Raw genomic sequence first — 16,639 nt, forward strand, 5'->3', positions numbered from 1 at the left:
CGGCGGCGACGACGACGGAATGGACGATCGGTGGGAGACATGGAGCCGCAGCACGAGATGGATGGCGACGCATCGGTGTGGGGGAGACTCTTCGGCAAACAGGATGAGCTCGACAGCCTTGAGTGGGGCGGCAGCGCCCTGCGTTTCACACTGTCAGAGGAGGCTTGCGCGCTGATCAGCCGTCAACAGGTGGAGAGCTGGCTCACCTACGGCAATCTGCGCTATCCCCAGTTCAGTCTCAGTCATGGCGGCGAACCGGTGCATCCAAGCAGCTATACCCGCCCCCGAATCATCGGAGAGCACCGGCACACCGGTTGCGCCGACCCGCATCGTGTCGCCGCCATCATCGACCAGGGCGCCACACTCTCCATGACCGGCATCGAGATGTGGGACGGGCGTGTCGCCGGCCTCTGTGCGGAACTGGGGCGGACACTGGCCGCACGAGTCCAGGCGATCGCCTTCCTCACCCCGCCCGACCGGTACGGAAGCGCGCCTCATCGCGACGCGGCCCACGTCTTCGTCGTCCAGGCGGAAGGCACCAAGCGATGGACGCTCTACGACCTGCCGACCGGTGACGACTGGACCGCGAACGACATGCCCGGCGAGGACACCGTTACCAGGGAGATCGAGCTACGCGCCGGCGAGGGACTGTATGTGCCGATGGGCATGGGGCACCGAGCTCTCGCGGGGTCGCAGGGCTCGCTGCACCTGTCGGTCATCGTGACGACGCCACGGCTCACCGACGTCGTGCAGGCGTGGGCGGCACAGGTCAGTGCGGTCTTCGGCGGGCAGGAACGGCTGAGAATCAACCGCGAGGGCCGGGCCGACGCGATCAGGGAGGTGCTGCGCAGGATCAGGGAGGCGCCGGTCGACGTCGAGGCGCTGGTAGCAGCCATCGAGGCCGGAGCTTCGATCCCGGATGTCGCCCCGAGCCTTCCCTGGCCCAGGTGACGCGGCCCCTCGCCGCGGGCCGCCCCCGGTCAGGGCACCTGGTCGCGCGGCGAGGCCCAGGCCATGACGCGTAGGCCGTCTCCGTCCACTCTCCGGTACGCCGTTCGCGATCCCCTGGACGTCAGCCGCGCAGGGCCTGCACGGCTTCGGGTGACGCCTCAATCACTATGGAGTGATAGCCCTCCAGCCGCGAGACGACCTCCTCGCGGGGGCCCCGCAGCCACGCGTCACTGTTGTAGAACGCCTCCTCCTGCTCCCGGTGCGCCTGGAGCGAGGGAAAGGCTCGAATGAGGTAGGCCTCTTCCCGGCCGTTCTCGTCCACCAGCGACGCCCCGCAATCCACCACGTCGACGCCGTGCCCGCGCAGCAGGGGAACGACCTGCGTGGTCATCACGTGAACGAAGTCAGCGCGGGTGCCAGGCTTGAGACGGTAGGTACGGAGTTCGAGAACCATGCGTTTCTCCTCGTCATGTGGGAGCTGCGGCCGTGCTCAGGCCGCGAACGAGCCAGGTACGGGGACTACACCTCCACCACGAGACCCGTAACGCGGTGGAGGATCCGGTCGAAAAGTGGCGGCTGTTTCCCTCCGCCGGCCGAGACCACAGACACCCCGCTCCTGGACCGCTCGCCGAACGCCGTCGATACCGCTCGTCTCGCTTGCAGGAACCAGCAGTGTCCCATCGGATGTAGTCAGGGAGGGATGGCGGTGAGAATCGTTCGGCCCCGACTCACGATCAGCCGCCGTTTCCTCCCGAACCCGCAACGGCAGAAAGCCACGGTCACCGAGATCGTGGACGGCGGCGACCCCGGCCGGCGCCTGCCTCGCCGCCCGCCATATGGCACTGGGCAAGGTGGAGCCGGGGGAGTAGCCGGGGCCACCGTCGAACAGCCAGGCGGCACATATCGCGATCAAGCTGCTTGCCCCTCCTTCAGGCGGAGGTTCGCCACTCAACCGCCGAAGCCGCCTCCCGCAACTCGGCAAGGCGGCGCAGCGCGTCCTCCAACGTGGCGGACGCCATGTCGGCGAACAGCACGTGAGTGACCGCCAGGTCGGCGAGCCGCTCGAGATCGGCGGCGACCTGCCGGGCCGAACCCCCGAGGAACGGACGCTGCCCATCGAGATCCTCTGAGGTGAGGACGGTGTTGGCGCGCGCGACAACTTGGAGATTCGCGGCATCACGCCCCGCCTCGGCCGCCGACGCGCGGAACCGCGTGACGGCCTCCGTCAAGGCCTCGTAGGAGAACGCGATGGAATTCAGCCCGTCGGCCAGCCGCGCGGCCCGGTCGATAGCGGCTGGAGTGGTCGCAGCGAGCACCACCGGCACCCCGGCCCGCCGAACCGGCTTGGGATTGATCGCAGACGACGGGATGGTGTAGTGCTTGCCATGGAAGCTCACCGGGTCGGTGTCCCAGGCGGCCCGCATTACCGTGATCGCCTCCTCCAGCGCTTCGCCCCTGGTCCGCTGCGACACGCCTACCGCCTCATACTCCTGGTCCATCCAGCCCAGACCCAGGCCCGCGATGGCTCGCCCACTGCTCAACTGGTCGAGGGTGGCAAAACGGCGGGCGAGCACCACGGGGTTGTGGAACACCGCGTTGACCACACTGGTGCCGAGCCTGATGCGGTCGGTACACGCCGCCACGTAACTCAACGTCTCGATCGGCTCGTAGGTCGAGGCGTAGTAGTCAGGGAGCGGCTGGGGTAGGCCCTTAGAAGTGGCACCGGCCGCCGGGAACAACAGGCGCTCGTACGTCCAGACCGCTCCGTAGCCCAACCGCTCGGCCTCCTGAGCCACCCGCGTGACAGCCTCCACCGAGGCATACGGGCCCGAAGTGGGCAAGGCAACCCCGAGATCCATCTCTTCTCCACGTTCGCGGGGGCAATTCGGCAACCGAGTCATCCTCGCGAAATCCGCTCCAGAGCCAAAGCGGAAAATCCGCCATATTTCATCACCTTTTTGCCAGCCGTGAGCATGGGCGTCCGAGTCGCTCGACCAGACCGAGACCAGCGCCGAGGATGCTGTCGGCGTCACCGCGGCGGCAGTAGCGGTTCTCAAGAGAACCGGACTGCCCGAACCCCGTGACACCCAGCGAGGTGGCAGGCACTTCGTCGATCGTGGTGAGGAAGACCAGCGTGTGCGGGTGCCCGTCCAGAACCGTCACCAAAGGCGCGGCCCGCTCCACCGGGAGACCTGGCAGAGAATCCAACTGTTCCCCATTCCCGGCCCTGCCTCTCCATCAATGCCGGTGGGTAGCCGATGTCTTCGAGCAACTCCATGTCCAGAGTGCCGTTGGCAAGCTAGAAAGCGAAGAAACGCAGGCTGGAGCGGATTTCTTCAGGAAGCTTGGCCACATTCCATTGTCGGGTCAAGCTGGGCGGCCGGTGCCGAGGTCGACCACGTCCTGCCCGGGCGTGGCGTCGCCGGAATCGTCGGAGTGACCGCAACGACCCGGGCTTCGGCCGCAGGACGTCCTTGAGGATCCGCTTGGTGTGTCGCTTGATCAGCCCGGTCCCTCAAAAGTACCCGCCCCGGAGGACGAGTCGACGCGCCCGCCAGCGTGGCAGTCGGGGCTTCCTCCGCGGTCAGCCGCTCACTCGCGTACAACCGCAAGAGCTCGTCGAGCTGGTAGCGATCCGGGACGATGCGCCGAAGCAGATGGGAGGCGGTCAGGATAGCGAGCAGAGGGTCGACCTCATAGGACGGCGCACCCAGCAGCGCAGCAGCGGCCTCCACGGTGAAGTCGCCGCCCGGCACCATCGCAAGGAGACGGAACAGCCGCCGGGCAGGGGCGGGCAGCGCCACATAAGACCGATCGAACGCCGCCCGTAGCGACGCCTCTGGGTCGCCCGCCACCGCAAGGAGGGAAAGCCGGTCACTCGACCGCAGCGCGGCCACGTACCGTAGCACCTCGGCTGGGGAGCGGCCAGCGATGTTGGCCGCGGCCAGCCGCAGAGCCAGCGGCAGGTCGCCGCAGAGCCGGGCGATCTCCGCCAGCGTGTCGTCTCCGGCCTCGCGCCCGTTGCCGGTCAGTTCGGCGAGCAGGCGTACCGAGTACTCTCGCGGCAGGCCGCTCAGCACGGCGATGTGGGCGTCGCACAGCGCCGCCAGGCCGCGGAGGTCCAACCTGGAGGTGACGACGACCGCGCAACCGGCGGTGCCTGGCAGCAGCGGCCTCACCTGTGCCGCGTCGGCGGCGTCGTCCAGCAGCAGCAACGCCGACCGGTCGGCCATCTCGGCGCGCAGTCGCGCCGCCCGCGCGTCGAGATCATCAGGTATGCGCGAACGGTCGAGCCCGGCGGCGAGCAACATTTCAGCGAGCACGTCGAACGGGTCGCGGGGTGCTCCATCTGCGCGGCGCAGCCGGACGAACCACTGGCCGTCGGGGAAGGCATGTCGGATCCGGTGCGCGACCCGGATGGCGAACGCCGTCTTACCCGTCCCGGGTGCACCGCAGACTGCCACGATAGGAACCGTCCCAGCGTCCCGGCTCACCAACCGGGAAGTGGCCTCATCGATCAACTCGGCGTTACCGGCGTAGGAGCCAATCTCGAGCGGCAGGTGACACGCCGCAGACCATGGGCCGGTATGAAGGGTGTCTCTCGGTTCCCGCGCGATGGGCGTCCGGCCGAGGAGCATCTCATGGTGGAGGCGCTGGAGGTATTCGCTTGGCTCGATGCCGAGCTCATCGCGCAGCAGCCGGTGCAGCGTGCGGAACGCCTCCAAGGCCTCCGCTTGCCGTCCGCTTCCATACAGAGCCCGCATGAGCTGACCCCAAAAGCCCTCATGCAGCGGGTGTTCGGCCGTGACCACGCGCAACTCGGCCAGTACGTGCCGGTGCCGGCCAAGGGACAGATCCACTTCAACGCAGCGTTCCAGAGCGTGCAGCCGCTCCTCGGCGAGAGTCGGCACGGCCAGTGTGCGCAGGGTCTCGGACGGCACGTTGCTGAGCGCGGGACCTCGCCACAACGCCAGCGCCTGGCGCAGCAACCCGGACTCCACGGTCGGATCGTTTCCGGAGGCCATTTCGGCCCTGGCGACCAGGTCTCGGAAGCGGTGCAGGTCGAGTGAGGCGTCGGGCGCCTCTATGAGGTAACCGTCGCCATGGTTGACGATCCGGCAAGCCTTCCCCAAGGAACCGCGCACGCGTGCCATGTAGGTTTGCACGGCGCCTCGAGCGCCGGCCGGTGGCACGCCGTCCCAGACGTACTCGATCAGCTCGGCAGTGGACACCATGTGGTTGGCACGCAGCAGGAGCCCAGCGAGCAGAATACGCTGCTTACCCGCCGACAGCGGCACGCCTCTGCCCCCCATCTCGACCTCCAGCGGCCCGAGGATGCGAAACTCAGCCCGACGGTCAGACACGGATCCCCCTGCGGTGTGCAACCTTCCGGCTCCGTCGTGGTGGGTTGCCGAGACGTCGCCGATGATTTGCAGCACCTTAGTGACCTGCCCGAAGCAGACCATGCCGCTTGCGCTCCTATGGCAGCAAGATCGCGAAGGTTGGCTGGATTTGGGTCCTCCACTGCCCGACGCCACCGTGTCCAAAAGGGGCATGGCTTGCGATGATTTCGCCCGCCGTGACCATCTCTGCAGCGTCGCCCGCTCCTGGGCGGTCACGGTCAGCTCGGCCTTCGGCCGCCCCGTCCAGGGCCGGTCGCGCAGGGCGTCCATCCCGCACTGCGCAAAGGCCGCCCGCCACCTGCTCACCGTGGTCACCGTAATCCCGAGCTCCCGCGCCACCTGCGCATTGCTGGCTCCCGGGCTTGGCGCAGGCCAACACGATCCGCGCACGACTCGCCAACCCCGACGCCTCCGTCGTCAGACCCTGCCGTCTTCGCCGCCCTGGCGGAGTTCATCCGCGAGCTCATCATCGAGGGCACCAAGGAGGGCCTGGCCGCCGCCCGCGCACGCGGACAACGCCTCGGCCGGCCACCCGCCATGACCGAAGAGCAGATACGGCACGCCCGCGCCCTGCTCACCCATCCCGACGCCACAGTCGCGTCTATCGCCCGGCTGCTGCGTGTCAGCCGCTCCGCCATCTATAAGTACGTGCCCGAGTTGGAGGACGGCGGCCGCCCCGCGGTTGGCGCCTCGACCGGGCGCTCCCGACTCGGGCCAGGCGCATAGGCCTCAACCCCTTCCGGGCCAGGCCAGCTGGCAGAAGTCCCGAGCACGTCTGTGACTACCCCCGGAGAATGGAGAAGCCCGTGACGGTATCCCAGCTCCACCTGCAGATGAGCCAGGACGGCCGCACCTACGACCTGCACGTGCAGCCGTCGACGCCGGCCACCGAGTGGAGGTGACCGGCAGCGATGCCAACGGCGAGCAGATCGCCGAGCTGCACGGCACGCTGCCTGAGAAGGACCTGGCGCTGGTCGTGCAGCTGCTGACCTCCGGTGCGGCCGCTCTCGGCAAGGCTCCGCGCTCAGCCACCAGGTGGAGGAGCGCCGCCAGCAACACCGCAACTCCCGCCAGCCGTGGACCGACGAAGACGACCAGCGGCTGAAGGAGCTGGCGGCAGCGCCCGGCGCCAGCATCACCAGGCTGATGGAGCACTTCGGGCGCAGCCGGGCCTCGATCGAGGCCCGGCTCCCGCGGGTGGGCGTGGAGGCCGCACTGCCGTACCGGGCCCGCAGTAGGCGGGCGGGCCGCCCCCGGGGGACCAGGGGCGACGGCGGCGCGGATCGGACTTCGCCAAGGCGTGTAGCGGTTCAACTGTGCCATCGCCTCGCAGGCCGTCGAATAGGCAAAGGCGTTATACCAGACAGAACTTGAGTACTGTCTGGTGTCAAATGAGACGGCGAGCTGCTGTCGGAAGTGCCCGCGCCGGGCACCAGCGGCCGCCGCTGCGGCTATCCCAGGGTGGGCTTGGGCTCACGCGGGCGGACCATCGACGTTCACGAGATCAAAGTCAGCCGAGCGGACTGGCAGCGGGAGCTGGCCGCTCCCGGCAAAGCCGAGGCCTGGTGGCTGTGCTCGCACCGGTTCTACATCGTTGCGCCACCTGGCCTGATCAGTGCATGAGCTGCCCACCAGGTGGGCCACTCCAGCAACGTCCGCCGGAGGTCGCCCAAGAACTTGACCAGCCTTGTTAAGACTGTTGGAAGGAGGGGCAAACCAGCTATAACGGGATGCATGATCTCCCCCAACCAGGAATCCCAGCCGCTGATCGTCACCGGCGAGCTGGCCGAGCAGGTCGCCGAGATCGCCAATGCGGGCATCACAGCTGAGCCCCTGCCGATCGCCAGCGCCGACGGCGCCATCGCGTACGTCATCTCCGCCGAGCTGGCGCAGATCCTCAGTCAGACACTGAGGGACCAGGTGCTGCAGATGGCGGGTGATGAGGCGATCCCGGTGTCGCTGGCCGAGCTGGAGCAGCTCGCGGGCATCCCGCTGAGCGGCAGATCGGGCGACGGCAGCATGGTCGGCCAAGGCCGCGATGGCTGAAGACCGTCACGTAGCCCCTTGGTCTGACAACGGCGAACAGCGGCGTGGTTGGGCTGACGAGCAGGTCAACCAGTTCCTCGATCCGGACAAACACCTGGTCGACGCCGACGCGCGCAACTTCGCGCGCGGATCCTCCATTGAATCCGACCGCAGCTACCGCCCGCCGCCACGAGGGGCGATCACATGGGTGCCGCGCCGTGACTTGATCTGGGAGCCCGGAAGCCAACAGGACCTGGCTCGGCTGCACCCTGATGACGCCGTAAAGGACCACGCACCCCGGCAGTGGGGCGGCCCTGACGGGCCGCCCCACTGCCATGTCACGGGCTGAGCAGGGAGCGAACACCACCTGGCGTCGACGGGACCCCCATCCCGACCTGAGGCATTCGACAGCTCCGTCGAGCAGGGCTGCAAGAGGGGGACCAGCCGCCTGATTGTCAATGGGGCTCATCCTGATCAGATCGATCCCACCCACCCCATGCGCCGCTTCGACCAGCCGGTCCTGATCGGGGTGTGCGCGCACGAGGGCGGGCACGCCCGCTCGTGCTGGGACCTGAAGGCCATACGCGACCGGTCGCCCTCCCCTCGCATCATGGCGATCGCCACCTACCTGCTGGAATCTTGGGTGGAGGCCGGTCAGTTGCGCGCCACCCCCGGCGCCGCCCCTTGGCTGCGCACCGCGGCTCGGCACATCCTGCAGTTTCCGCCCACCGACCCGGACGCCGATGAGGGCTACCAGCGCGCCCGCGCGCTGGTAGCCGCCCTTCTCGTCCTGGCCCGCATCGACGTCGGCGTCCTGCAGCCCAGCGACACCGTCGCCGTGGAGAGCATCGTCGTGGCCACGTTGGGCCAGCCCACCGTGGACGAGCTGCGCGCGTTGTGGCAACAGGCTCTGGCGCTCGACGACGGCGACGTCGAAGGCCTGTGCGCCATCGCGCAGCGCGTCGCCGACGTCATGGGCTGGCACGACGAGCCCGACGAGCACCCCGCAATGCCAGGCCTCATCTGCCACAGCGGCGGCGCGACAACCGGCGGTCAGGCCGAAGGGCTGACCGGCGGCAACGGCTCACCCAACAGCGGCGACAACCTGTTCGACGCTGTCGCCGACCTGGCCGGCGCGGTCACCCAGGACGCCACCGACGCGATCAAGGCCGAGCGCGAGGCCGCCTGGAAGGCCAACCAGCCCAACCCGCACATCCTCGCCGCGCAGGCCGACGAGGCCGCCGAACGAGCTGCTGCCCGCCAAGCAGCGCAGATCTTCGCCGATCCCATCACGTGCAGCAGCAGTAGCCCCCTGCAGTCGTTGCGCGCGCCGACGGCGGCCGAACAGGCCGCGGCCGCCCACCTGGCGGAGCAACTGAGGCTGGCCGGACACCGATCCGCCGCGGTGGCGTGGATGCCCCACGACGCGCCGCCCGGACGCCTCGACCCACGCCAGGCGATGGCCGCCGCGGCGCAGCTCTCTCGAGATCTGCCGGTCACGGCCAAGCCGTTTCAGCGGCGGCAGCGCACCCGCATCCCGCAGCCGTTTCTCCGGATGGGGTTCGCCGCCGACGTGTCGAGCTCCCGGGCAACACTGCGGATGCCCTGGCCGCCGCGGCGTGGATCTGCGCCCAAGCCGTCGGCTTGATCGGCGGCCAGACGGCGGCCCTGGCGTGGGGCAGCACTGTCACCCCGCTCATCCGGCCAGGCGCCTCTCCCAGCCACGTGCCCGTCTTGTCCACCCCTGAGGGCACGGTGGTACTGCCCGAGGCGATCCGCGCCCTGGACGGAGCCCTATCGCTGTCGGAGTCCGGCAGTCCGGACGCCCGCCTGCTGATCATCGCCTCCGACGGCGCCCTGTGCGGATCCGACGACGAGGAGGAAGACCCCGCCGTCGTGTCGCAGAGCCTGGTCGATCGGCTGCGCCGCAACGGCTGCGCGGTGCTGTGGCTCTGCCTGGACGGCCGCCCCCAGGTTCTGGACGGCGCCGTGCCCGTCCAAGCCCACGACCCGGTCAGCGCCGCCCGGGCCATCGGCCAGGCCGCCACTGCGGCCCTGCGGCAGGCCGGTCACTGACCCACCTCCGAAACCGTGATGCTGCCTCGTCCCTGCCCGTCGGGGCGGCATCGCGGCCTTCACTCCCCGGGAGCCCTCGATGGCAACCACCATCTCCGGCCTTGCGCCGCTGACCATCGCCCGCTGGTGTGCCGGCAACGGATGGCCTATTCACCCGCTCGCATCCGGCGCCAAGACCCCCGCACGCAACTGCCGTACCTGCCAGGAAGCCGTCCACGACCCGCGAGAATGCCTTTGCATCCGCCAAGGCCGCTGGTGCCACGGATTCCACGCAGCCACCACCGACACCGCCCGCATCCAGCGGTGGTGGCGGCGCAATCCCCGCTTCGGCGTGGGCGTGGCCTGCGGGACACCGTCCGGTCTGCTCGTCATCGATATCGACACGCACGCCGACCTCCTCCCCACGCCAGGGCTGATCCTGCCCGGCCTGATCCCGCCCGCGCACGTCGACCCGGTCGACGTGGCCACCGGTTTCGACGCCCTGCATCTGCTGGCCCAGCATCGCAACGCCGATAGCCCCGCGCACGACACCTCCACGGTGCGTGTCCGGACCCCCTCAGGCGGCCTTCACGTTTGGTACCGGCTCGGCAGTGATGACAGATTCGCCTGCTCCACCGGTTCCTGCTCCTCGCGTGCCCTGGCCTGGCAAGTGGACGTGCGAGCCGACGGAGGCTACATCATCGCGCCCGGTGTCACGACCCGCGCCGGTCCCTACACCTTGCTCGGCCGGACTCGCCAACCTGCACCACTGCCGGGATGGCTGCGTCACGACCTGATCCGCACCGGACACCGTCCCAGTGACAGTCCGCCACCTGTCCCCCTCCGCCAGCGCCAGCTGCGAACGGAAGTCTCGGCCGCAGCCGGGATGCTCGCCCTGTCCACCCTCCTCGACGACGTCGCCGGATGCGCTGCCGCCTCCTGTGGCACCGGCTTTGCCGACAAGCTCAACCGAGCCGCCTACACCGCCGGTGGACTCGTCGCCGCCGACCGCCTCTGCCAAGACGAGGCTGAGCAAGCCCTGAGCGAGGCGGCCACCCGCGCGCCCGCAGCAGAGCCGACGGATCGCGAGCATCATCCGCTCCGGCATGGCCGCAGGCCTTCGCCACCCGCTTCATCCAGACCACCACGTCTAGGCCGCCACCAGCGGACAAGCTCCCTTCCCTTACCAGCTGCGCTACCCGCGCCGCAGACCCGTTGCCGGCCATCTAGCCTGCAACGCTTGACCGGCAACCGCACTCCTCACGCTTGGAGAAAGGCATGTCCACCACCCCGGAGACCACCGCCAGCAGATCCACCTCATGGCCACCACGCTGGCGCGCCTCACCGACGTCGACACATCACCTCTGGCGCTCCGTGACTCACTAACCGGACTGAGCAATCCCAAGCTCATCCGCCGATGTGCGGAACTCACGGTCGACACGCCGCCTGGCATCGGCTCGGCAGCTGCCAACACACTGCCGCTCCTGGCGCAACGCATCCACCACCTCACCCAAGAGATCACCGACCTCGACCCAGATCACGGCCGCGATCTCCGAGCACGCTCCCGGCCTGCTCGACACCTACGGCGTCGGTCCGGACACCGCCGCCGTGCTACTCATCACCGCCGGAGACAACCCCGAGCGACTCAGCAGCGAGGCGTCCTTTGCGGCACTCTTCGGTGTCAGCCCCATCGAGGCTTCCTCAGGCAAGGTCCAGCGTCACCGCCTCAACCGAGGCGGTGACCGGCAAGCCAACTCCGCCCTGCACACCATCGTCTTGGCACGCCTGCGCTGGAACTCCCGAACCGGTGACTACGTCGAACGACGCATCACCGACGGCAAAACCCGCCGCGAATCGATCCGCTGCCTCAAGCGCTACATGGCCCGTGAGATCTACCAGATCATCCACAACCGACAGCCCAGGAGAACCACCCTTCTGCCGCTTGACATCCATAGGACATCAATCTGCGGCCCGCAGTGGCCAAGGCGCTGGGCTTCACCCGGGGCCGAGTGGAGAACAAGAGATGGGTCGCCTTCCGCAGTCACTGGGGACTCGACGCCTTCTACTGCCGCCCCTGATAGGGGGCGCACGAGAAAGGCGGAGCGGAGGGCCAGATCGACTGGTTCCGCAGAAATTCACTTGGTCCCCGTGCCCGAGATGGCCTCGATAGCCGGCTAAACGCGCTGATCGACGAGTGGGACACCGAGGATGAGCGCCGCCGGATCCGGATGCGCCCGCAGACCGTCGGCGCGCGGTTCGCCCAGGAGCGGCCGCTGCCGGCACCGCTGCCGGTCGAGCAGTTCGCCAAGGACTTTGGTGGCTCCCGGCGAGCCCTTGGGGGCGTGAAGCCGCTGCCGCCACCCGAAATCGCGGATCAAGTGCGCCTGTGATCACCGATTGGGCCATTGAGGAGCTACCTGGCACCGAGGCGAACGGCACGGCTTGGAGGGGACAGCCGGAGTACGCCAGGAAGGGAGCGGTTCGGGGGTCGCCACATAGTTCAAGCTTCTTTGAAAGGCGACGTTTCATATGAATACGGACGTGTAGCCTCCCGGGGCAAGGCAGAGGCCGGAGAGACACGGGCGGCCGGACTAGCTGGGCCAACGCCGGCCGTAGGTGAAAGCCGCGGCGGTCGTGGCGGGGGTACGGCGCTGAACGACGGATGGGTGTTGCTGGATGCGGGTTGAGGCGGGCGGGGGGCTGAGTCGGCTGGCAGACAGATGGTCGAGGGTGCGGAAGCCGACGGCGCAGCTGGGGAGCGGCTGTCTCACGGTTTTGACGGGTGTCGGCGTTGAATGATTTCACTGGCGCGTTGGTGGAGGCGGCCGACCGTATCAGGCAGGATTACCGTTTCGCGGCCATCGGCATGCCCGCATCGGTGGCCGCCGTGCGGGAGGCTGAGGCCGCTGTAGGTGTACCGGTCAGTGGCGCCACGGCCGGGGGCGCGTGGTGATCCATCCGGAGTATGCGAAATACGCCGAGGTCGCCTCGCTGGTCGGTGTGCCCGCTGAACTGTTCGTCTGGGATCCAGAAGCCCTGGAGGGCCTGGCTAGGACGATCAATACCTACCTGCATGATGCGAACCCCGGCATGCAGGAAGCCGAATCGGCCGCCGGACAGTACACCGCGGCCACCAGTGGGGGTGAAGGCGACGCCTTCGACCAGCACTGGCAAGCGATCGCCGCCGGTGGCGATTCCGGTGACCTCTCCACGACCGCCGGCTGGACTGCGGGCCTGCTGAGCTTGGGCGCGATAGCGATCAAAATCGCCCAGACCAGCGTGGTGACCCAACTGGCCTGGTGTGCCCCGCAACTGGCCGCCAGCGTCGCAGCCGGACCCGCCGGCGCACTCAACGCCGCCCGCGCGATAGCCACCGCCCGTGCCACGATCGGCGCTATCGTCCGCAAACTCACCGACCGCCTCGAACGGCTGATCGCACCCAAACTCCGCCAGGCCGGCGAGCTCTTCCGCAGACTCGGACGCCAGTTCGACCCCCGTGCCGCCCTCAACGGCGGACACCGTCTCGTACCCGCCGACGGACCCATCCATCTACCAGGCCGCCAGATGAACATGGGAGACAAGAACAAAGGCAGCAGCAACGACGGGGCCAAACAAGAGGAAGAGACGTTCAGCTGGCTGCCGAGGAGGAACAGCGACGAGGTCGACCACAAGCCTGGCAGGACTGGCGATACCTGCAACTACTGCGGCGGGACCGGAAATGACCCGTTCAAAGACAGTCGCACATGTCCGAGCTGCGTTGGTACGGGCCGGAATCCCTAAACGCAGGCCAGCCTGGCCAGACAGGATGCCGATGACGTGCAGGGATGTGGTGGCCCAGTGTGTTTCTGGCGTACTCCGCTGTCTTACTGGAGGTCTGGTCGGTGCTCGCGCCGGAGTGGCGGGCACCCAAGCAGGCCTTGAGGCTGATCCAGTCGGCCGATGCCGACGGCAGACAAGTGCTCGTGCACAAGGATCTCCTGCGGCTCATGCGAGCCGAGCGCTCGGTACGCGCGCATCTGACCGTCACCCTGGCCGCCGCCGTGATCGCGGGGCTGCTCGTGCTCGTCCAGGCCGAGCTGCTCGCGGGGGTGCTGTCGGGCAGGTTCGCCACCGGGGCGCTGCTGGTCCTGGCGGCCGTCGTCGGGCTGCGCGCGCTGCTCGGCTGGGGCAGGGGATCTTCGCGGCGCGCACCTCCACGGGAGTGAAGTCCGCGCTGCGCCACAGGCTGCTGGCCAGGCTCCAGGAGCTCGGGTCCGCCAGGGTGTCGGGACACTTCATCTGGGAGCGGCTCGTGCGCAGCGCCGAGCCCGCGACGCCCGCGCGGCACGTTGACTATCTGGGTCAGGTCGGTCTCGAAGAGGGGAGCACCGCCATAGGACCAGCCATCCCAGGCGGCTTACCAGCAGCGCGACGCTCCCTCACGCGCCGTCACGCCACCGTCACGCTGCTGTCGCATCTCTGTGACAGCGCTCGCGTCACGATGAAAAGGCGCAGTACTCACGCATGACGTAATGGCGCGTATAGCCCCTCGCCAATGGGGAGAAACATATGTTCCGCACGTCTCACCTTCGGCAGGCGGCGATCGTCGCAGCCAGCACCGTGATGGCGGGCCTGCCGGTCGCAGACGCCTCTACTCGACCGGAAACGATCACGACCATCGTCCGCCACATCGCTACCGCATGCCCGGACGCCGACCTGGTTGCCCAACCCCGGTCTGCTTTCACCCCCGCCCCTCCGGGTAATGCCCTCTTCCGGTTCCAACTAGGGAAAGCCCGGAACGCCGTTATCTGTCTCGTCAACGAGATACGCCAGAGGGAGGGCCGCTCCACGTTGAGCTTCCCCAAAGCCATCAAGCGCCGGGGCGTTCCCAACCAGCCGGGTGGCATGGCGGAAGCCGCGAACCTTCATGCCAATCAGGCGGCCGCGCTGCGCTGGTGGGGGACGAAGGAGCAAGTCGGGAATTGCGAGCCTCAAGAGCACAACCCCAGCCTCTGCGACGCGCACATCAATCCACAGACCAAATCAACTCCGACGAGCCGTCTGCAGGACGCTGGCTACGACAAGAGGTGCAAGAACGGATGGGGATCGGGTGAGAACGCCTACACAGGCTGGGGGGCCGCCAGCATAACGCCGCGGGTAGCGGTCGAACGATGGATGAGCAGCAAGCCTCACTACGACAACATCATGAAGCCGGAATGGAGGGAAACACAGGTTGGGGTCGCCTGGGGAAGCGCAAGCCCAACCGCTCCAGCGAACGAGCCAGGCCTGACTTATGTGCAGGTGTTCGGATACTGCAACGAGTGAACGCGCCCACAGCGCCGACTGCGGTCTCGAATTCGTCCGAGCCGCAGGTGCACTCGACGAAGTACGTGGCTTCGTCCTCTTCTTCTGTCGTCGGCCAGTATTCTTCGCCGTCCAGCATGTAGACGGTCTGATCGCAGCTGATGCAGGTGCGCCGCACGCATGTGGACGATTCGTCCGTTTCGAGGAGGAAGACCTGGCCTGTGCAGTGGCCGCAGCGTGCCGCCACCACCTGGTGCCAGGTACTCGTGCGGATCTGCACCGAAGTAGGCGACCAGATCTTCGAGGTTGTCTCCTGCCCATCGCTCATTGATCTTCTTGAGTGCCACGGAAGCAAGGTAGCGGGCGGTTCGGACCGTGTGTAGGCGGGATGCTTGGCCGGCCTGGTGACGACGGGCTCGTCATGTCCCGCGTCCGCTTGAGCGTCCAACGGATCGGCGGGTGTCCGGCATACCGAGGCCGACCATGGTGCTGCGGGTGGCTGCTTCCCTCATGGCCTGGAGTTTCTGTTCGGCGGCGGCAAGAGTGGTCTCGATCGCGGAGACTTCGCCGAGCCAGCCTTGATCCTTGGCCTCGGCGAGACGGTCGATTAGGTTAGCGTGGATCTCTTCGAGCCGTGGCTGCTGAGCTGGGTCAACGCGAAGTAGGGGGCACCTGACACAGGCATTTTCATGCGCGCAAGGGGTGCCATAGTCGCGTCCGCAGACGCCGAGGCCGACCTTTCGCAGTTCGAAGTGGGCCAGGAATTCCTCCCACTCTGATGCGGTGAGCTCGCGGTATTCCTCGCTGGGTCGTTCGGCGCGGCGGCGGGCGATGAACGCCCGATGGTGAGTGACCACGTCTTCGAGATAGATCGCGGCGTAGCCCATCGTGGTATCGAGGACGGTGTGACCGCAGATCTTGGCTGCGATGTGTGGCGGAAGCCCTGATCGCAGGGCGTCGGTGACGAAGATTCTGCGGAAGTCATGGGGCCGCCACTCCAACGGCTCACCGGCGATGGTGATCTGGGCGGCCTGGGAGGTGGCGACCATGCATTCGCGGATGTAGCTGCGGGTTATAGGCCGGTCCTCGGAACCGTAGCGACGTTGGAACAGGAACGGCATTGGCGCGCTCCAGGTCTGTTCGAACACGTCGTAGGCGGAGACCAGCGGCAGGGCCGCCTTGTGGCGCCGGACCCGGAAGATGATCGCGGTGAGGACCTCGGCCAGTTCTGGGGAGCGAGCAGAAGTCTCTCGGAGTCGGTCTTGGACGGGGCGATCTGGAGCATGGGGACGATCTCGCCTGTGGTGGGTAGGGCATAGGCGACGAAGCTGTGGTGGGTGAGCTCCAGCATCTCCTCGATCCTGATGCCGGTCGCGCGCAGGACTTCCACGGTCGCCCACGGTCGGCGGTGCTGCTCAGAACGGGCAGGACGGGCAGTCGCTCGTGTGTGCGCTGGTCCATCCGCGCCTTGCGCCGCTTGCGTTCCTTCGACTTATGGATCTCGTCGTCGCTGATGGGACAGGGCACGGCCCATGGCCCCCAGCGTGCTGGGTCCTCGGCCGCCCACTGCGCGATGTCGAGGTAGAAGGCCCGTACTTGGATGAGCTCGTCTTTGGCATTGAGACCGTAAGGCCGGCCACAGGAGCCGAGTTCGACGCGGCGCTTAGAGCTGCTAACGCAATGAGGTGAGGCGTCGCCAGCAGATGAGTGCGCAGGCCAGCTTGAGGAAAGCCTCGTGGATGTCGGCACGGACCTCCCAACGGATGCGCAGGCGTCGAAGGCGTGCAGCAGGGCGAAGGTCTGCTCCACGACCCAGCGGTGTTTGCCCAGGCCGGAGCCGTGTTCGGTGCCGCGGCGGGCGATCAGCGGGCGGATCTGCAGCTCGCGCACCAGGCGGCGGTACTTGTCGTGGTCGTAGCCCC

17 protein-coding genes and 2 pseudogenes are annotated in these 16,639 nt (G+C 67.8%); 11 read left to right on the top strand and 8 right to left on the bottom strand.

Annotated elements, in window-relative coordinates; all coding sequences use genetic code 11:
• Positions 1–39: 39 nt before the first annotated feature.
• Positions 40–951, top strand: a complete 912-nt coding sequence (locus tag ABFX50_RS44110; protein ID WP_346155437.1) for a JmjC domain-containing protein — start codon at positions 40–42, stop codon at positions 949–951.
• Between the two features lie 121 nt (positions 952–1,072).
• On the opposite strand, the gene ABFX50_RS44115 is transcribed toward ABFX50_RS44110, so the two are convergent.
• The 6 genes and pseudogenes from ABFX50_RS44115 to ABFX50_RS44135 all read right to left on the bottom strand — a co-directional run bounded on the left by ABFX50_RS44115 (position 1,073) and on the right by ABFX50_RS44135 (position 5,936).
• Entirely contained in the window at positions 1,073–1,405 is a 333-nt protein-coding gene (locus ABFX50_RS44115) for an NIPSNAP family protein (RefSeq protein ID WP_346155441.1), read from the bottom strand.
• A 475-nt stretch (positions 1,406–1,880) separates the two neighbouring features.
• Positions 1,881–2,810, bottom strand: a complete 930-nt coding sequence (locus ABFX50_RS44120; RefSeq protein ID WP_346155444.1) for a TIGR03619 family F420-dependent LLM class oxidoreductase — start codon at positions 2,808–2,810, stop codon at positions 1,881–1,883.
• A 91-nt stretch (positions 2,811–2,901) separates the two neighbouring features.
• Positions 2,902–3,135: a hypothetical protein gene (locus tag ABFX50_RS44125; RefSeq protein ID WP_346155446.1), complete on the bottom strand. Its 234-nt coding sequence runs from the start codon at positions 3,133–3,135 to the stop codon at positions 2,902–2,904.
• A gap of 152 nt (positions 3,136–3,287) precedes the next feature.
• Positions 3,288–5,417, bottom strand: coding sequence for an AfsR/SARP family transcriptional regulator (locus tag ABFX50_RS44130; RefSeq protein WP_346155449.1), 2,130 nt, complete (start codon positions 5,415–5,417; stop codon positions 3,288–3,290).
• Between the two features lie 171 nt (positions 5,418–5,588).
• Positions 5,589–5,744: pseudogene (locus tag ABFX50_RS51580) on the bottom strand (helix-turn-helix domain-containing protein); the annotation flags it as partial.
• A 27-nt stretch (positions 5,745–5,771) separates the two neighbouring features.
• Entirely contained in the window at positions 5,772–5,936 is a 165-nt protein-coding gene (locus tag ABFX50_RS44135; protein WP_346155489.1) for a hypothetical protein, read from the bottom strand.
• Here ABFX50_RS44135 and ABFX50_RS44140 point away from each other — a divergent pair.
• The 10 genes from ABFX50_RS44140 to ABFX50_RS44185 all read left to right on the top strand — a co-directional run bounded on the left by ABFX50_RS44140 (position 5,892) and on the right by ABFX50_RS44185 (position 14,738).
• Positions 5,892–6,080 carry a helix-turn-helix domain-containing protein gene (locus tag ABFX50_RS44140; RefSeq protein ID WP_346155452.1) on the top strand — a complete coding sequence of 63 codons (189 nt, stop codon included), beginning with the start codon at positions 5,892–5,894 and terminating at the stop codon, positions 6,078–6,080. The two genes, ABFX50_RS44135 and ABFX50_RS44140, sit on opposite strands and share 45 nt — an antisense overlap.
• 172 nt (positions 6,081–6,252) lie before the next feature.
• The gene (locus ABFX50_RS44145) at positions 6,253–6,459 is read left to right on the top strand and encodes a hypothetical protein (RefSeq protein WP_346155455.1); all 207 of its coding nucleotides are present in this window, start codon (positions 6,253–6,255) and stop codon (positions 6,457–6,459) included.
• A 629-nt stretch (positions 6,460–7,088) separates the two neighbouring features.
• Positions 7,089–7,400, top strand: coding sequence for a hypothetical protein (locus ABFX50_RS44150; protein ID WP_346155459.1), 312 nt, complete (start codon positions 7,089–7,091; stop codon positions 7,398–7,400).
• 475 nt (positions 7,401–7,875) lie between these two features.
• Positions 7,876–9,027, top strand: a complete 1,152-nt coding sequence (locus ABFX50_RS44155; RefSeq protein WP_346155463.1) for a hypothetical protein — start codon at positions 7,876–7,878, stop codon at positions 9,025–9,027.
• Positions 9,024–9,455 (top strand): hypothetical protein, encoded by a 432-nt coding sequence (locus ABFX50_RS44160; protein WP_346155464.1) that lies wholly within the window; start codon positions 9,024–9,026, stop codon positions 9,453–9,455. The genes ABFX50_RS44155 and ABFX50_RS44160 overlap by 4 nt, the downstream gene beginning before the upstream one ends.
• Positions 9,456–9,534: 79 nt before the next feature.
• Positions 9,535–10,812, top strand: a complete 1,278-nt coding sequence (locus ABFX50_RS44165; protein ID WP_346155468.1) for a bifunctional DNA primase/polymerase — start codon at positions 9,535–9,537, stop codon at positions 10,810–10,812.
• A gap of 230 nt (positions 10,813–11,042) precedes the next feature.
• Positions 11,043–11,612, top strand: coding sequence for a transposase (locus ABFX50_RS51585; protein ID WP_379506929.1), 570 nt, complete (start codon positions 11,043–11,045; stop codon positions 11,610–11,612).
• A gap of 771 nt (positions 11,613–12,383) precedes the next feature.
• On the top strand, positions 12,384–13,214 hold the full coding sequence (locus tag ABFX50_RS44175) for a hypothetical protein (protein ID WP_346155473.1): 831 nt from the start codon (positions 12,384–12,386) through the stop codon (positions 13,212–13,214).
• A gap of 182 nt (positions 13,215–13,396) precedes the next feature.
• Positions 13,397–13,639: a hypothetical protein gene (locus ABFX50_RS44180; RefSeq protein WP_346155475.1), complete on the top strand. Its 243-nt coding sequence runs from the start codon at positions 13,397–13,399 to the stop codon at positions 13,637–13,639.
• 343 nt (positions 13,640–13,982) lie between these two features.
• Entirely contained in the window at positions 13,983–14,738 is a 756-nt protein-coding gene (locus tag ABFX50_RS44185; protein ID WP_346155478.1) for a CAP domain-containing protein, read from the top strand.
• Between the two features lie 398 nt (positions 14,739–15,136).
• On the opposite strand, the gene ABFX50_RS44190 is transcribed toward ABFX50_RS44185, so the two are convergent.
• Both ABFX50_RS44190 and ABFX50_RS44195 read right to left on the bottom strand, forming a co-directional pair.
• Positions 15,137–15,838: a site-specific integrase gene (locus ABFX50_RS44190; RefSeq protein WP_346155481.1), complete on the bottom strand. Its 702-nt coding sequence runs from the start codon at positions 15,836–15,838 to the stop codon at positions 15,137–15,139.
• Positions 15,839–16,389: 551 nt separating this feature from the next.
• A pseudogene (locus tag ABFX50_RS44195) lies at positions 16,390–16,639 on the bottom strand (transposase); the annotation flags it as partial.

This window comes from Nonomuraea recticatena, assembly GCF_039533245.1.
Lineage (GTDB): Bacteria > Actinomycetota > Actinomycetes > Streptosporangiales > Streptosporangiaceae > Nonomuraea > Nonomuraea roseola.

What these genes read in the sequence shown, in the direction of transcription:
- ABFX50_RS44110 (WP_346155437.1), top strand. Translation starts at nt 40, where the DNA reads ATGGAGCCGCAGCACGAGATGGATGGCGACGCATCGGTGTGGGGGAGA.
- ABFX50_RS44115 (WP_346155441.1), bottom strand. Translation starts at nt 1,405, where the DNA reads ATGGTTCTCGAACTCCGTACCTACCGTCTCAAGCCTGGCACCCGCGCT.
- ABFX50_RS44120 (WP_346155444.1), bottom strand. Translation starts at nt 2,810, where the DNA reads ATGGATCTCGGGGTTGCCTTGCCCACTTCGGGCCCGTATGCCTCGGTG.
- ABFX50_RS44130 (WP_346155449.1), bottom strand. Translation starts at nt 5,417, where the DNA reads ATGGTCTGCTTCGGGCAGGTCACTAAGGTGCTGCAAATCATCGGCGAC.
- ABFX50_RS44140 (WP_346155452.1), top strand. Translation starts at nt 5,892, where the DNA reads ATGACCGAAGAGCAGATACGGCACGCCCGCGCCCTGCTCACCCATCCC.
- ABFX50_RS44135 (WP_346155489.1), bottom strand. Translation starts at nt 5,936, where the DNA reads ATGGGTGAGCAGGGCGCGGGCGTGCCGTATCTGCTCTTCGGTCATGGC.
- ABFX50_RS44150 (WP_346155459.1), top strand. Translation starts at nt 7,089, where the DNA reads ATGATCTCCCCCAACCAGGAATCCCAGCCGCTGATCGTCACCGGCGAG.
- ABFX50_RS44155 (WP_346155463.1), top strand. Translation starts at nt 7,876, where the DNA reads ATGCGCCGCTTCGACCAGCCGGTCCTGATCGGGGTGTGCGCGCACGAG.
- ABFX50_RS44165 (WP_346155468.1), top strand. Translation starts at nt 9,535, where the DNA reads ATGGCAACCACCATCTCCGGCCTTGCGCCGCTGACCATCGCCCGCTGG.
- ABFX50_RS44185 (WP_346155478.1), top strand. Translation starts at nt 13,983, where the DNA reads ATGTTCCGCACGTCTCACCTTCGGCAGGCGGCGATCGTCGCAGCCAGC.
- ABFX50_RS44190 (WP_346155481.1), bottom strand. Translation starts at nt 15,838, where the DNA reads ATGCCGTTCCTGTTCCAACGTCGCTACGGTTCCGAGGACCGGCCTATA.